General features: G+C 45.1%; 15 protein-coding genes. 7 read left to right on the plus strand and 8 right to left on the minus strand.

Annotated features, from left to right (window positions below):
• Nucleotides 1-351: 351 nt before the first annotated feature.
• The 3 genes from SHAL_RS02115 to SHAL_RS02125 form a co-directional block, all read right to left on the minus strand.
• The gene (locus SHAL_RS02115) at nucleotides 352-1,659 is read right to left on the minus strand and encodes a HipA domain-containing protein (RefSeq protein WP_012275549.1); all 1,308 of its coding nucleotides are present in this window, start codon (nucleotides 1,657-1,659) and stop codon (nucleotides 352-354) included.
• A complete protein-coding gene (locus SHAL_RS02120; RefSeq protein WP_012275550.1) occupies nucleotides 1,646-1,894 on the minus strand; it encodes a helix-turn-helix domain-containing protein in 249 nt (82 codons plus the stop codon). The genes SHAL_RS02115 and SHAL_RS02120 overlap by 14 nt, the downstream gene beginning before the upstream one ends.
• Before the next feature lie 476 nt (nucleotides 1,895-2,370).
• Nucleotides 2,371-3,234, minus strand: coding sequence for a YicC/YloC family endoribonuclease (locus tag SHAL_RS02125; RefSeq protein WP_012275551.1), 864 nt, complete (start codon nucleotides 3,232-3,234; stop codon nucleotides 2,371-2,373).
• A gap of 273 nt (nucleotides 3,235-3,507) precedes the next feature.
• On the opposite strand from SHAL_RS02125, the gene rph reads away from it, so the two are divergent.
• Both rph and pyrE read left to right on the plus strand, forming a co-directional pair.
• Nucleotides 3,508-4,221, plus strand: a complete 714-nt coding sequence (gene rph, locus SHAL_RS02130; protein ID WP_012275552.1) for a ribonuclease PH — start codon at nucleotides 3,508-3,510, stop codon at nucleotides 4,219-4,221.
• Between the two features lie 119 nt (nucleotides 4,222-4,340).
• A complete protein-coding gene (gene pyrE / locus SHAL_RS02135) occupies nucleotides 4,341-4,982 on the plus strand; it encodes an orotate phosphoribosyltransferase (RefSeq protein WP_012157035.1) in 642 nt (213 codons plus the stop codon).
• Nucleotides 4,983-5,308: 326 nt separating this feature from the next.
• On the opposite strand, the gene folE is transcribed toward pyrE, so the two are convergent.
• The 5 genes from folE to coaBC form a co-directional block, all read right to left on the minus strand.
• Complete coding sequence (gene folE, locus SHAL_RS02140) at nucleotides 5,309-5,968, minus strand: GTP cyclohydrolase I FolE (RefSeq protein ID WP_012275553.1); 660 nt, start codon at nucleotides 5,966-5,968, stop codon at nucleotides 5,309-5,311.
• A gap of 236 nt (nucleotides 5,969-6,204) precedes the next feature.
• Nucleotides 6,205-8,169 (minus strand): alpha/beta hydrolase family protein, encoded by a 1,965-nt coding sequence (locus SHAL_RS02145; protein ID WP_012275554.1) that lies wholly within the window; start codon nucleotides 8,167-8,169, stop codon nucleotides 6,205-6,207.
• A 133-nt stretch (nucleotides 8,170-8,302) separates the two neighbouring features.
• Nucleotides 8,303-8,896 (minus strand): nucleoid occlusion factor SlmA, encoded by a 594-nt coding sequence (gene slmA, locus SHAL_RS02150; RefSeq protein WP_012275555.1) that lies wholly within the window; start codon nucleotides 8,894-8,896, stop codon nucleotides 8,303-8,305.
• Nucleotides 8,897-8,996: 100 nt separating this feature from the next.
• Nucleotides 8,997-9,455, minus strand: a complete 459-nt coding sequence (dut, locus tag SHAL_RS02155; protein ID WP_012275556.1) for a dUTP diphosphatase — start codon at nucleotides 9,453-9,455, stop codon at nucleotides 8,997-8,999.
• On the minus strand, nucleotides 9,455-10,648 hold the full coding sequence (gene coaBC, locus SHAL_RS02160; protein ID WP_012275557.1) for a bifunctional phosphopantothenoylcysteine decarboxylase/phosphopantothenate--cysteine ligase CoaBC: 1,194 nt from the start codon (nucleotides 10,646-10,648) through the stop codon (nucleotides 9,455-9,457). Before coaBC ends, dut begins: the two co-directional genes overlap by 1 nt.
• 148 nt (nucleotides 10,649-10,796) lie before the next feature.
• On the opposite strand from coaBC, the gene radC reads away from it, so the two are divergent.
• The 5 genes from radC (at nucleotide 10,797) to SHAL_RS02185 (ending at nucleotide 14,416) form a co-directional block, all read left to right on the plus strand.
• Nucleotides 10,797-11,474 carry a RadC family protein gene (gene radC / locus SHAL_RS02165; protein WP_012275558.1) on the plus strand — a complete coding sequence of 226 codons (678 nt, stop codon included), beginning with the start codon at nucleotides 10,797-10,799 and terminating at the stop codon, nucleotides 11,472-11,474.
• Between the two features lie 128 nt (nucleotides 11,475-11,602).
• Entirely contained in the window at nucleotides 11,603-11,839 is a 237-nt protein-coding gene (gene rpmB, locus SHAL_RS02170) for a 50S ribosomal protein L28 (protein WP_012275559.1), read from the plus strand.
• Between the two features lie 6 nt (nucleotides 11,840-11,845).
• Nucleotides 11,846-12,019 (plus strand): 50S ribosomal protein L33, encoded by a 174-nt coding sequence (gene rpmG, locus SHAL_RS02175; RefSeq protein WP_012275560.1) that lies wholly within the window; start codon nucleotides 11,846-11,848, stop codon nucleotides 12,017-12,019.
• A gap of 474 nt (nucleotides 12,020-12,493) precedes the next feature.
• A complete protein-coding gene (gene argA, locus SHAL_RS02180; RefSeq protein WP_012275561.1) occupies nucleotides 12,494-13,816 on the plus strand; it encodes an amino-acid N-acetyltransferase in 1,323 nt (440 codons plus the stop codon).
• Nucleotides 13,817-13,909: 93 nt separating this feature from the next.
• On the plus strand, nucleotides 13,910-14,416 hold the full coding sequence (locus tag SHAL_RS02185) for a PH domain-containing protein (RefSeq protein ID WP_012275562.1): 507 nt from the start codon (nucleotides 13,910-13,912) through the stop codon (nucleotides 14,414-14,416).
• Nucleotides 14,417-14,461: the final 45 nt, after the last annotated feature.

The raw sequence follows: 14,461 nt of genomic DNA on the forward strand, positions 1-14,461 counted from the left end.
TATCATTTAAAGTTAGCTAAGAGTAACCGAATTGATTAATAGAAATAAGTAGGGGCATTAAAACTTATTCTCAGAGCCTGAAATACTTATTTTCAGGCAACAAAAAGCCCAGCATTTAGCTGGGCTCTCTTATATTTTATTGCTTGGCTTCTGAAGCAAGTTTTCATTTTACCTACCGATATACTCTCCACTTGGTTTATCTGTGAAGGATCACCTGCTTCATTTCATGACTTGCGTTAATAAATCTTAAGAGATTTGATTCCCCCCATAAGCTACTTCTATGTTTAATAGAATCAATTTGAAGGGTTGAATGTCCTGTTACATGGTATCGATATTAGCGTTGTTACTTCGCTATAGCTCAATGTGCTTCATTTCTTCAACCTGAGCCAGGTAGTATTCACATCGTGCTTGAATGGTTGCTTTGTACGTTCCAACATACTTGGATTCTGCATCCGTAAGCTCCCCAGCTTGTTTTGCCGCTTTATCCAGATTAGCGATAATTGCTTTCGCCAGTTGTTTGAGGGTTAATTCAAGTATGTTTTGCTTAATTCCGCATTCTTCAGCAAATGTCATTAATTGGTAGGCGTGGATCTTGTCAGCCTCGAACTCACCTCCAATAGCCATAGCAAGCTCTTGATCAAAATCAGGGTACATCTGCACGTTGACAAGATCGTACCATGGGGTCGGTTCAAGCCCATTAGCAGTGACATAGAATGAATAGTTTTTGCCATGTGAGTCCGCATTGCAAACGAGTAAATTAAAGATTGTCCAACGAAGCATGTCAAACTTGGCTTTTGCAGGGTTAGCACAGTACTCTGCGATACTAAACAGCTTTTCTAGGCTTACTCCTTCACGAATATCTCGTACGTCACGACCACTACCAAGATGTCGTTCATACTTTCTTGCGACGGAAAAGCCCAGAGCTTGACATGCATCGATCTGATGACGACGCATGACAATATGGCGCTCAGGATCGTACATGCGATCGAAGCGAGTGACGGATAACGCTTTGTATTTCCCTATTGGCATTATCTCTACTTTGGCTACCTGTATACCAATGAGCCCGGCAAGTGTCATGGTAATAAATTCGTTGAGTACGAGGTACTGCTGACTGTTTTTTTCAAATTTAATGATATGAGTTGAACAGAGCTGACCTTCACCAAATCCGTATTCTGTGTCGGTGTGGAATAGGTTTATTTTTGATTGAACCCCTGCAACGGAAAGACGTGGTTTTCCGTCCCAGATTTCCATCGGCCAATGTTCTGGGTCTTCGATTCGCTTGATAAGGTCTTCTTTGCTAATCGGGGTAAAAGACGTTACTGGTGGTTTGGTGTTTTCAGGCAGATACAATATTGCACCAGAGGTATCGAACCCAATGCCTTTGATCAAACCAAATGTATTACTTTTGGCAATACCTAGGGCTTCAATAAGGTGATCAAGGCCTTTATTTTCGGGTAGTAGATTAGTGAGGTAAATAGAGATTTGCGAACTGCTAGCTTGTCCATTAAGTGGGAGCTTTGGTGAAATAGGAAAACCATTTTCCTGCCAAGCTTTAGTGTATTCGATAGAAAATTGTTCAGTGTCTATGTCAAAACCAATCGACCCAATAATCATGCCTCTAAAGTGCATCTCTAGGGCGTGAAAGTTAGAACCACTCATTGCTGCCCCCTAAGTTGTTTTTGCTATTAGGTGTATCGACGGTCAGCTTTATACCAAGGCCACTGAGGATTTTGACGATAGTTGAAAAGTATACATCTTCACCTTTTTCCACTCTGATTAAGGTCTTCTTGGTAACACCACAGAATGATGCGGCGACTTCCTGAGTCATGTTAGCGGCCTTTCGGCGGTCTTTGATTAGTTTGCCTAAGGTGCTTGGATCGAGTTGAGTGACCATGGTGCCGCCATTAAAAGTGTACTTATGGTTACTTTAGTGCTTTGTATATCATGAATCAAGCTGAAAGTGTAACAACCTACACTATTAGCGCAGGTGGCAGCTGTTTTTACCTAAAAGTGCATGATCGTACACATTTAGCGAAAGTGTACGGTTGCGAACTTTAAAAGGGTAGCAAGGTACACTTATTGATGCACAGTTTGAAAACCAGTACTTTGAGAAACAATTAAGTGTCTAATAAATTAGGGGCTTACCAGATAAAAGTTCAGTTGCCGGGTGATTTACCTGTACATATAAGGGATTCATTTTGGATGGTTTAAAGGGTAGAGCAAAGCGACAGATGGCTGAGTAATTAGCGGTTAACTTTCTCGTCAAAGAGCTCAATGCTCCAAAAGGGCAAACAAAAAGCCCAGCATTTAGCTGGGCTTTGTATCTTTTACTATTTGTCTTTTACAGCGACTTCTATAAACGCAGAAAGCTTATTCTACGTTCTGAATTTGTTCACGCATCTGCTCGATAAGCACTTTAAGCTCTACCGCTGCAGAAGTGACTTCGGCACTGATAGACTTAGACGCTAGGGTGTTTGACTCACGGTTAAACTCTTGCATCATAAAGTCTAGACGGCGACCTTGTGCGCCACCTTTCTTAAGAATGCGGCGAGTTTCAGCTACATGTGCATCGAGACGGTCCATCTCTTCGGCAACATCCATCTTCTGCGCTAGCAGTACCATCTCTTGCTCCATACGAGCAGGGTCTAGTTCACCGGTAATTTCCGCTAAACGGTTCGTTAGCTTGTCACGCTGCCATTGCATAACGGTTGGCATGTGGCCACGTACAATGCCGACTTGCTCAACGATTTGATCAAGACGAGTTTGTAGCATGGTGTTGATGGCATCGCCTTCACGGCCTCGAGCTTCGATAAACTGATCGATTGCCGCATCAAATGCGACTAACAACTCTTTACCTAGTGCATCCATGTCTTGCTCTGAGCCTGACATCACACCTGGCCAGCGTAATACGTCAACCACGTTTAGCTCGCCTTGGCCAGCTTCGTTTTTAACCCAGTTAGCGGCATTGATGATCTGCTTAGCTAGATCTTGGTTTAGCTGTAGTTCGCTGTCATTTTTTTCGTTTAAGTCATAGCGTAGGTTAACTTCGATTTTACCGCGGTTTAGGCGTTTACGTAGACGATCTCTAAGAACAGGCTCCAAGCTGCGGAAATGTTCTGGCAGACGCAGGTAGGTTTCTAGGTAGCGCTGGTTAACTGAACGGATTTCCCAAGAGGCGGTGCCCCAATCTGCTTTGTGCTCGATGCGAGCGTAGGCTGTCATGCTTTGGATCATGGATGATTTCCAGTGTAGTTCGTCTAAGTGAGTTGTGATTATATACCCAAATAAATTGAAGATGCAGGCTTTAGTGGTAATTTTGCTCATGCAAAGTCGATGAGATTAGCTGTTGTAGAGCATTTTCGTCAGTAGTCAGTATGAGCCTTAGACAATGGTGATAGTGCTTAGGTTTTTGAGGCGCTGTTTTATGATTCAGATAGCATAGTGGCTAACATGTCCCTATAATATGCAGCCAAATTACCCCAATGCCCTTAAATACAGGAATTCATCATGCGCCCAAGCAACAGAACTCCAGCACAGTCTCGCCCTGTGACTATTACTCGCCAGTTTACTGCTCATGCCGAAGGTTCGGTTTTAGTAGAATTTGGTGACACCAAAGTACTGTGTACAGCTAGTTTTGAAGAAGGCGTACCGCGTTTCCTTAAAGGCCAAGGCCAAGGTTGGGTAACTGCTGAATATGGTATGTTGCCACGTTCAACGCATAGCCGTATGCAGCGTGAAGCTGCTCGCGGTAAGCAGTCTGGTCGTACTCAAGAAATTCAACGTCTAATTGGCCGCTCACTACGTGCTGCGGTAGACATGAAGCTTCTAGGCGAAAACACCATTGTTATCGACTGTGATGTGATTCAGGCTGACGGTGGTACACGTACCGCTGCTATCACTGGTGCATGTGTTGCGCTCGTTGACGCGCTTAACTGGGCTCGTGGTAAAGGCATCTTGAAGACTAACCCACTTAAGTTCCTTATTGCTGCGGTAAGTGTTGGTATCTATAAGGGCGAGCCAATCTGCGATTTAGAATATATCGAAGACAGCGCTGCTGAAACTGACATGAACGTGGTAATGACTGAGACCGGTAAGATTATCGAGATCCAGGGTACTGCAGAAGGTGAGCCGTTCAGCCACGAAGAGCTATTGAGCCTTCTAGAATTGGCTAAGCACGGTATTCGCGAGATCGTTGATATCCAGAAAGCTTCGTTAAGCTAATCATCGTTTTTGTTATTAGGGCCCTACGGGGTCCTTTTTGTAAGTAAAAAAAATCAACTAATACTAAATGCTACTAAATAATACATAGCGTATTACCCCTACATTTTTAAGGAGAGATTGTGAAAGCCTATCAACGTGAGTTTATTGAATTTGCCCTAGAACGTCAGGTACTTCGATTTGGCGAATTTACGTTAAAGTCAGGCCGCACTAGCCCTTATTTCTTTAACGCGGGCCTGTTTAACACGGGTCGTGATTTGGCGCGTCTAGGTCGTTTCTATGCTGCAGCCTTGGTTGACTCTGGTATTGAGTATGACTTGCTATTTGGCCCTGCCTACAAAGGCATTCCAATTGCTACTACGACTGCGGTCGCCCTGTGTGATCACCATGATATCGATATGCCTTACTGCTTTAACCGCAAAGAGAAGAAAGATCACGGCGAAGGTGGCAGCTTAGTGGGTAGCGAGCTTCAAGGCCGCGTAATGCTAGTCGATGATGTGATCACTGCGGGCACGGCTATTCGTGAGTCTATGGAGATCATTGCAGCACATAAGGCATCACTGGCTGGTGTGTTGATTGCACTTGATCGCCAAGAGAAGGGCAAGGGCGAGCTTTCTGCGATTCAAGAAGTTGAACGTGACTTTGGTTGTGACATCGTTTCAATCATCAAGCTTGAAGACTTGATTAACTACTTGTCTGAAAAGTCAGGTATGGAAGCGCAGCTTGCATCTGTTAGCGCATACCGCGATCAGTACGGGATTTAAGGTTTTTAGGTCCTAGGTCCTAGGTTCTAGGTTCTAGGTAAAGCACCTTAACCTTGTAGGTCGGCATTTATGCCGTCAGTTATTTTGATTTTGTCATTAATGCTGATGGGCTAAAGCCCAACCTACTTAAAGAAAGTGTTAGGTTCAAAAAAGGTTCTAGGAGCTTGCTATTAGAATCTTTGATTGCTTCGCCGAAAACGAAAAAACGCTGCGTTTATGACGGAGCGTTTTTGTTTTTGGTTTCTGCTTTTCCTAGCAGGCCGAAGGCCGTCCTCGAAGCGAAGCGTCCTAGGACCTTCTTTTAAACCTAGAACCTTCTTTTAAACTTAATTACTAAGAAATTCAGCCCGTGTCGCTGGATTAGACTTAAAGATGCCGCCCAGTGCTGTGGTGGTGGTCGAGCTGGTCGAGTCCATCACGCCGCGAGATTTTACGCAGTAGTGCACCGCATCCATCTTAACTGCCACATCTTTAGTGCCTAATAGCGCCTGTAGCGCCACTAGAACCTGCTGAGTCAGACGCTCCTGCACTTGTGGTCGCTGGGCAAAGAAACGCACGATGCGGTTAATCTTAGACAGACCGATGATGTTCTTGCGTGGTAAGTAGGCCACGGTAGCGAGACCATCGATAGTGACTAAGTGATGCTCACAGGTACTGGTTAGGTTAATGCCGTTAACCTTGACCATCTCATCGAAGCCCATCTTGTTTTCGATAACGGTGATCTTGGGAAAATTGGCGTAGTCTAGGCCAGAGAAAATTTCATCGACATACATCTTGGCGACACGGCGTGGGGTATCGGCTAGGCTATCATCGCTCAAATCCAGTGACATTAGGGTCAAGATTTCACGCATATGCTGTTCAATCTTGTCTTTACGTTCTTCAGCTGTTAGCTCGCTCGGCAACATCGGGGTCTCGAGGCCGCGCTCAATTAAGGCAGATTTTACTATCTGAGCGGATTCACTGAGGATTGCGTTTTTTGATGTCATAAGTTCCTCCACCAAAACATTGAGTGGTGATTTTCGTACCCTTCGTACTAGGCTGTAAGTCTCGTGGAGAGACTGAGTTATCTCATAAAAAATGAAAAATTAGACTGGTAACTATTCGCATTGTATTTAGAGAGGACCGGAGGATACCGCTATTTGATTTAAATATATACCATAAATCTGCTATAGAAAGACAAAAAAGCCGATAATTCTTATCGGCTTTTTGAATTGCAGCGTGTCTATAGATTCAAGTTTTCTTTTAAGAAGCCAAGCATCTCATTGTAGTATTTAGCCCTGTGGGCATCATCATAGAAGCCGTGGCCTTCATCATCCATGACCAGCTTTTTAAAGGGGTACTTCTGCTTTTTTAGGGCATCTTCAAGGGCTTCGAACTGCTCGATAGGCGCTCGTTCGTCCTCTCCGCCATGTACTAGCATGATGTTGGCCTTGAGCTTATCGACATTGTGGGTCGGTGACATAGACTTTAATAGGTTTTGATCTTCACCCAGCACCTCTTTTAGGTAGCGCTTACCTGCACGGCGGCCTTGAACATCACCCTCGTCGAACATGAGCTGTAGATCATAAACTCCGGCGAAACCAATAGCACATTTAAACAAGTCGGGTTCTATCGCGGAGCTCTGAATTGCCGAGTAGCCGCCAAAACTTCCTCCAACGATGCAGATACGATCTTTATCTACCATGCCTTGCTCGATAACATATTTGGTGGCATCAATAATGTCGTACTGAATGTTTGTGCCCCACTTTTGGTGGCCTGCATTTTCAAACCCGTTGCCGTAACCGCCAGAACCGCGGAAATTGATTTGTAGAACCGCTGCACCTTGGCTGGCAATCATTTGGTTTTGTGGATCAAAACCCCACCAGTCTCTTGGGCCATGTGGTCCACCATGAGGGTTTACAACCAGTGGTAGGTTTTTGGCTTCAACTCCTTGAGGTAAGGTAATGTAGCCATGTATTTCTACGCCATCTCTGCTGGTAAAGTGGATCGGTTTGATCTCAGCCATTTTATTAGAATCGATCCATTTCTTTTTCGACACCAAATATTCAAGTTTTTTAGCTTTGGTATTAAACAGGTAATAGTCGCCAGGGTTGCGATCATTGAAGGCTTTAATAATGATTTTATCGGCATCGGTTGTTTGGCTGACTAAGTGGATCTGATGCCCTGGAAGAGATGCTAAAAGTTGCTTGATATATTTCGCCGAAGGGTCTTTTGAATCGACAAACTCGTAAGTTGGGTAACCGTTTTCATATTCGACGGCATAGAGTTTCTTGGTGGTCGCATTAATCCAGACGTTACTGGGATCGACCACTTTATCTTGGCTGACGAGCTTTTTATCGCCGGTTTTGATATTAACTAGGTACACGCCAGCAGGCTTGCCCGCTTCGCTGGCGGTGACATATAGGCTGTCTTTGTCATCGCTAAAGGCAATGGGTTTTATGCCATCTAAGCCAAGATTAAGCTTATCGGTGTCTATCCAGCTGCCATCGTCTCGGTAATATAACTTGGAATTTACGAAGTCCCGGGTACCACTGACAAAACGCACGTCACCATCATGGTCGGTTAAGAAGCTTGAATAAGGGATTGGAGAGCTTGCGACTTTCTTGCGTCTGCCCTTATAAACGTCGACGCGATACACTTGCTGAGTATTTTCCGCCATGTTGCTGCCACCACTCCCCCAAGGGAGTGCCTGAACCAGCATATAGCGCTCATCTTCGGGCATTGGGTCTAGGATATAGGCGGTGGCGCGAATAGGCGTATTTTTTTTAATGTTTGAGCCAACTTGTTGTTCACCCCCTTGGTAACCAAATAGATAAATTGCTTTGGAACCGTCTGCATTGACCGCCATTAACTCGCCATAATAGAGAGGGTGATCGCTCCAGCCTTTGAGGTATTCTTTCTGTAATACCACGCGTTCATCGTTGACCCATTCGTAATGACCCACTTGAGCATTACTTTCAAAAAACACTGCGTGAACGGGATTTTTGTCCGAGGCATTTAAGATAAGCAGCATGTTTTTGCCGTCTTTCTTGGTGATGGCACTTAGGTAGTCTCCGCCGGGGGAGATTTTGACTTGCGAGAACTCCGCCGAACGGCTGAACAGATTAGCGGCGTCATCGGTGTTTGCTGACGCGTGACAACTTAGCCAAGCTAGGCAAGCTAAGCCAATAGTTTTGATGAGTTTCATACAACTTCCTTGTGGAAACAAATGTTATTTTTATGTGTTTTCTACAGAGAAAGTAAACTAAAAGGCGGGGGGAAACAATAGTCGTAGGAGGAAATGGCAGCATGTATGGTCTGCTGCCATTTTTATAGAATAATTAGCTTTGAAGCAGTTGTTGCTGAATAAATGTCCACTGCTCATTAAAGTGCTTTGTCGGCTTGAGTTTAAACTCGCTACGCACAAATTGTGCGATTCGGCCTTCGGCAACGGCAAGCAGTAAGTTAGCAAGCACCGCCTCATCGAGGTTAAAGCCTTTGCCTTCACGTAAACTTTTCTCACGCAAAATTTGCTTTAAATGGGTTTCTATTTTTGCAAATAACTGGCTAATTCGGCTACGCAGACGCTCGTTTTCACCCAGTAGTGCATCACCGTTTAATACGCGCGAGATCCCCGGGTTACGTTCGGCAAATACCAGCAGTAACTGCAGCAGTTGCTGACAACGTTTCATGGTGTCTTTTTCTTCATCCATGATCAGGTTGATGCGTGAGAGAAGTGACTCTTCGATGAACTCAATCAGTCCTTCAAACATGCGCGCTTTACTTGGAAAGTGGCGATAAAGTGCTGCTTCTGATACGCCAACTTCTGCGGCTAATTTAGCGGTGGTGATCCTTTGTCCAGGGCTTGTTTCTAGCATAGTCGCTAAGCATTGGAGGATATGCTCTCGACGGTTTATCTTCGGGCTTGCAGCCATTTATCTGTCCTTCACTCGATTACTACTGAGCGAGACGGCAAGGAAACATTGCTCCATGCTATCCATTTAAATTGATTTAAGCTAAGTTCGCTGAAATCGACTATTTGGTTCCTGAGTGACCAAATCCACCTGTGCCGCGATCAGACTGATTAAACTCGTCTACAAGTTTAAATTCTGCCTGTACAACGGGTACAAATACCAGCTGAGCGAGTCTGTCACCAATTTCAATTGTAAAAGGCTCACTGCCACGGTTCCAGCAAGAGACCATTAACGGCCCTTGATAATCTGAGTCGATAAGACCAACCAAGTTGCCCAGAACGATACCGTGCTTATGACCAAGGCCTGAGCGAGGTAAAATAATCGCCGCAAGGCTTGGGTCTGCTACGTGAATGGCAATCCCTGTTGGGATAAGTACCGTTTCACCCGGCTGTATAACCAGTTGGGTATCGGTGATGGCGCGAAGATCCATTCCTGCACTGCCTGGTGTTGCGTAAGCTGGGAGTGGAAATTCAGTGCCGATGCGTGAGTCTAAAATCTTTAATTCGATTGGTGTTTTCATCAGTTTTTTATTTTGTTCGCTATTAGAGTAAGCAATTGCTTGGCTAAAGTGTCTTTATTCACAGCGGGTAAATCGGTGCTACCATCACTCCAAAATACGCTGAGTGCATTGGAGTCACTGTTAAAGCCAATGGCGCTATTTGATACGTCATTAGCGGCAATCATATCGAGCTTCTTACGCGTCAGTTTTCCGCGTGCATATTGCTCTACATCGTTGGTTTCAGCTGCAAATCCGACGGTAAAAGGTCGGTTAGCATGGCTGGCAACGCTGGCTAAGATATCAGGATTTCGCACTAGCGCAAGTTGCATCTGTTCAGCCGATTTCTTTATTTTACTCTCAGCCACGTCTGCGATGCGGTAATCGGCAACGGCGGCGCAGCCGATAAATATTTGGTGCTTCTCAACCTGCGGCATCACCGCGTCCAGCATCTCTTGAGCCGACTCAACATTGATGCGAGTCACGCCGTTAGGGGTCGCTAGATTGACGGGACCTGCAACTAGCGTCACCTCGGCGCCCATCTCTGCGGCGGCTTTAGCCAGTGCAAAGCCCATCTTGCCTGAGCTGTGGTTGGAGATGTAACGCACCGGGTCGATTGCTTCTCGAGTCGGACCTGCTGTAAGCAGTAGTGACATGCCTTGCAGTAGCTTAGGGCCAAAAAAATTAACCGCTTTATCTGCAATTGCTACCGGCTCAAGCATTCTGCCTGGACCGACTTCTCCGCAAGCTTGAGAGCCAGATTCAGGCCCCCAGATGTGAATGCCTCGCTCGGCCACTTGCTTTAAGTTGGCTTGAGTCGCGCCATTGCGATACATCTGTTGGTTCATGGCTGGACAAAGCACTACAGGCGCTTCGGTAGCTAAGCAGGTGGTTGTGATCAACTCATCGGCCATACCCGCATTAATACGCGCGATAAGATTTGCTGTCGCAGGAGCTATAATGACTAAGTCTGCCCAACGTGCCAACTCGATATGCCCCATAGAGGCTTCGGCTGTAGGATCAAGCAGATCGGTTGCCACCGGATAACCGGACAGCGCTTGCAAAGTTAGCGGGGTAATAAATTCCTGCGCACTTTGACTCATAACAACTCGGACATCGGCGCCGCGTTCTTTTAACTTACGTACCAGATCAGCTGATTTATATGCGGCAATGCCGCCGCCAATACCCAGTAGCACTTTTTTGTTATTGAGACCCATACTTAACTCTTTTCGTCATCACTTCGGCGATAAACATTTTATCACGCTGCAGAGGTTGGGCCTAAGATATCACAAACCATAAAATGGTGATGAACAACTTCAGAAAATCTAGACCATACTCGAAGATAAAATCAACAAGGAGGTTGTTATGGCGATAAAAGACTGGCCCGTTGGCGAAGGTCCACGAGAAAAATTATTAAATCAAGGGGTGAAGCAGCTATCGGATGCTGAATTATTGGCTGTCTTGCTTAGAGTGGGTTTAAAAGGCTTAAGTGCTGTGGAGCTAGCTAGAACTATGATTAATGAGTTTGGTGGCCTTAGAGGCCTTCTGGCAGCGTCTCAGACACAAGTTTGTCGCCTCGATGGGATAGGCCCTGTTAAGTTCGCGCAAATGCAGGCTGCAGTGGAGTTAGGCACGCGAATTTCGCAAGAAAATCTACAAAGAGGAAAAATTTTATCTGATCCTGATTTAACTCGGGACTATTTAATGAGACAATTGTCTGATCGTGCTTACGAAGTGTTCGCTATTTTATTGTTAGATAGTCAACATAGAGTGATTCAATTCGTTGAATTATTTAGGGGTACAATCAATTCAGCATCAGTTTATCCACGTGAAGTGGTAAGTTTAGTGCTTGAAAAAAAGGCTGCGGCTGTGATCGTGTGTCACAATCACCCCTCAGGGATTGCAGAACCAAGTACAGCCGATAGACGAATTACTGAGCGATTGAAACAAGCCTTACAAACTATCGATGTTTCCTTGTTGGACCATATGGTTGTAGGCGATCGAGAGATCGTTTCTTTTGCTGAACGGGGATGGATAGATTAATCTATCCCTTGATCTTTTATTTTAGATCCTGTATAAAATGCGCCCTCTGTTGTGTGCCTCAGGCGACGGCCGTGTTCGAGGTGCATTAATGCTCGAGCGTTAAATATATTGTTTTGGAGAAGATTGACATGTCAAGAGTATGCCAAGTAACTGGCAAGCGACCAATGGTTGGTAACAACCGTTCGCACGCGAAGAACGCAACGCGTCGTCGTTTTTTACCTAACCTACAGAACCACCGTTTCTGGTTAGAAAACGAAAAGCGTTTCGTACAGCTACGTATATCTACTAAAGGTATGCGTATCATCGACAAGAAAGGTATTGAAGTTGTTATTGCTGAACTTCGTGCCCGCGGCGAGAAGGTATAATAAACCATGGCTAAAGCTAAAGGTAATCGTGAGAAGATCAAGCTAGTTTCTAGCGCTAACACTGGTCACTTCTACACGACTGAAAAAAACAAGCGTAACATGCCTGAAAAAATGGAAATCAAGAAATTTGATCCAGTTGTTCGTCAGCACGTTATGTACAAAGAAGCTAAAATCAAGTAATTACTTGTTTAAGCATCTTGGAAAAAGCCTCTATTTATAGGGGCTTTTTTTTGCCTAAAATTTACTGACATCGCTTCAATCCCCCCATATTTCTTACTCAAAGATCTTATCAAAGTCGCTTTCAATCAGTTTTTAATGTCTTTCGGCATTCAAATTGCGTAACCATTCACTAATGCCGGTGTTGTTATACCGTGCAGTCGTAGGCACTTAGTCAGGTGGACTCGTCGCTAATTAATAGCTTTGCTGTATGAGGTGCCTATTTAAATATAGGTTTTTCTGGGGTTTATATAAAAAACGATTGAATGTCATGCGAACCTGTCGACATAAAGCATCATCGCTACAATAAAATAACGCGTGATAATAAATGCTTTTTAAATGAATTTAAATGCACTATTATCTTTGGGTATAACTGAGCTAATTATCAAATATGAAGCTTCGGATATCTTTCCTATCTATTTTAAAGGTGATGTTAACGTGCGTACCACAGAACTTGTTGATGGATTTCGTCATTCCGCTTCCTATGTGAATGCCCATAGGGGCAAAACCTTCGTCGTTATGTTGGGTGGCGAGGCTATCGCACAGCAACAGTTTCGCGCCATCATCAATGATATTGCGCTACTGCACAGCCTTGGGATTAAGATAGTCCTTGTTCATGGCGCTAGGCCGCAGATAGATGAAGCGTTGGCCGAGCGCAGTTTGGCTGCCGAATATTACAATGGTGTGAGAGTCACGGAAGAAGACGCGCTTAAGGTCATTAAACAAGTGGTAGGTGCTTTGCACCTCGATATCACCGCGCGCCTATCGATGAGTCTAAGTAACACGCCAATGCAGGGCGCACAGATCAACGTGGTCAGCGGTAACTTTGTCATTGCTCAGCCATTAGGGGTCGAGGATGGTGTCGATTATTGTCTCAGCGGTAAGGTGCGTCGTATTGACAGCCTGGGGCTGAAGCGTCAGCTCGACAGTGGTGGTATCGTATTACTTGGCCCTGTAGCAGCCTCTGTGACGGGGGAGAGCTTTAATCTAACTGCAGAAGAGGTTGCCACCCAGATTGCAATAAAACTCAAAGCAGACAAGATGATAGGCTTTAGCGCCGAGAAAGGTATTTTAGATAACTATGGTCAGGTTGTCGCTGAGTTGATGCCCACCGAAGCGCAAAAGATCTTAAATGAGTTTCCCGAGGTCTCTCCATTGTGTGTTGGCACCAAGGCTTTCTTGGAGGCCAGCATCGATGCTTGTCGCAATGGGGTCAGTCGCTGTCACTTTGTGAGTTATCTCGATGATGGTGCACTGTTGCAAGAGCTCTTCTCCCGCGATGGTATCGGCACGCAGATTGTAACCGAAAGCGCCGAGCGTCTACGTAGAGCAACGATCAGTGATATCGGCGGCATATTAGATCTTATCCGCCCACTGGAGCAGAAAGGGATCTTAGTGCGGCGCTCACGTGAGCAGCTAGAGGTGGAGATAGAGCAGTTTATGTTAATTGAGCGCGACAGCCTAGTGATCGGCTGCGCGGCGTTTTATCCATTTGAGGAGGATAATGCGGGTGAGTTTGCCTGTTTAGTGGTGCATCCCGACTACCGCGATGCCGATAGAGGCAGCTTGCTACTACAAAATATTATTGGTCAGGCAAGAGTGAGAGGCTATTCGCGTTTGTTTGCCTTAACGACCCGCAGTATCCATTGGTTCTTAGAGCATGGGTTTAATATGGTTGAAGTTGAAGCGTTGCCAGAGAAGAAAAAGCAGCTGTATAACTATCAACGCAAATCGAAGATTTTAGCGCTAGACTTATACTGATTGGTATTTGAGTCATATGGAAGAAAGGCTTAAAGGATGACAAAAGTTATTGTCATCTAAAAATCTGAACACCATAGCTAATTAGGAGCGCCCATGCCTCAGGTTTATGCACTGGCACCACTCACGTCAGGGGGTTACTGGAGCTTCATTGCTTTGCTAGCGATTTTAGTCGGATTGTTGACTTTTATCTATTTCAGTACGCTACCCGAGATCAGTAAAATCATCAGTTTTGGGTTACTCCTGCTCACGCTGTTTGCGTTTAGTTGGGTGTTCTATAAGGCAGATGATTCTAAGTTGATTATTGGCGATGACACGTTAACCCTTGATGTGCCATTTTACGCGATCACCCTGCCGCTTGCCGAGGTGAAGATAAAAGAGATCCAGCGTCTAGATTGGCAGCGGGATCCCGATTTAAAACTCGAGTCTCGTCACAATGGTGTCGGTATGGCGGGTTATCAATTAGGTTGGTTTAAATTGTCCAATAAACAAAAAGCCTTTGTCGCAATGAGCGAAGAACAAAATCTGGTGATGATCCCAACGCTCCGTGGATACCGGATCATATTGAGTCTACAAGAGCCGGATAGGTTATTGAGTCGATAGCCAAAAAAAAAAGCGAACCAGAATAAGGTTCGCTTTTTTTGTTAG

The sequence above is a fragment of the Shewanella halifaxensis HAW-EB4 genome (assembly GCF_000019185.1).
In the GTDB taxonomy this organism is placed as follows: Bacteria; Pseudomonadota; Gammaproteobacteria; order Enterobacterales; family Shewanellaceae; genus Shewanella; species Shewanella halifaxensis.

Excerpts from the sequence above, each read along its gene's own strand:
- SHAL_RS02115 (WP_012275549.1), bottom strand. The coding sequence starts at position 1,659 with ATGAGTGGTTCTAACTTTCACGCCCTAGAGATGCACTTTAGAGGCATG.
- SHAL_RS02120 (WP_012275550.1), bottom strand. The coding sequence starts at position 1,894 with ATGGTCACTCAACTCGATCCAAGCACCTTAGGCAAACTAATCAAAGAC.
- SHAL_RS02125 (WP_012275551.1), bottom strand. The coding sequence starts at position 3,234 with ATGATCCAAAGCATGACAGCCTACGCTCGCATCGAGCACAAAGCAGAT.
- rph (WP_012275552.1), top strand. The coding sequence starts at position 3,508 with ATGCGCCCAAGCAACAGAACTCCAGCACAGTCTCGCCCTGTGACTATT.
- folE (WP_012275553.1), bottom strand. The coding sequence starts at position 5,968 with ATGACATCAAAAAACGCAATCCTCAGTGAATCCGCTCAGATAGTAAAA.
- SHAL_RS02145 (WP_012275554.1), bottom strand. The coding sequence starts at position 8,169 with ATGAAACTCATCAAAACTATTGGCTTAGCTTGCCTAGCTTGGCTAAGT.
- slmA (WP_012275555.1), bottom strand. The coding sequence starts at position 8,896 with ATGGCTGCAAGCCCGAAGATAAACCGTCGAGAGCATATCCTCCAATGC.
- dut (WP_012275556.1), bottom strand. The coding sequence starts at position 9,455 with ATGAAAACACCAATCGAATTAAAGATTTTAGACTCACGCATCGGCACT.
- coaBC (WP_012275557.1), bottom strand. The coding sequence starts at position 10,648 with ATGGGTCTCAATAACAAAAAAGTGCTACTGGGTATTGGCGGCGGCATT.
- radC (WP_012275558.1), top strand. The coding sequence starts at position 10,797 with ATGGCGATAAAAGACTGGCCCGTTGGCGAAGGTCCACGAGAAAAATTA.
- rpmB (WP_012275559.1), top strand. The coding sequence starts at position 11,603 with ATGTCAAGAGTATGCCAAGTAACTGGCAAGCGACCAATGGTTGGTAAC.
- rpmG (WP_012275560.1), top strand. The coding sequence starts at position 11,846 with ATGGCTAAAGCTAAAGGTAATCGTGAGAAGATCAAGCTAGTTTCTAGC.
- SHAL_RS02185 (WP_012275562.1), top strand. The coding sequence starts at position 13,910 with ATGCCTCAGGTTTATGCACTGGCACCACTCACGTCAGGGGGTTACTGG.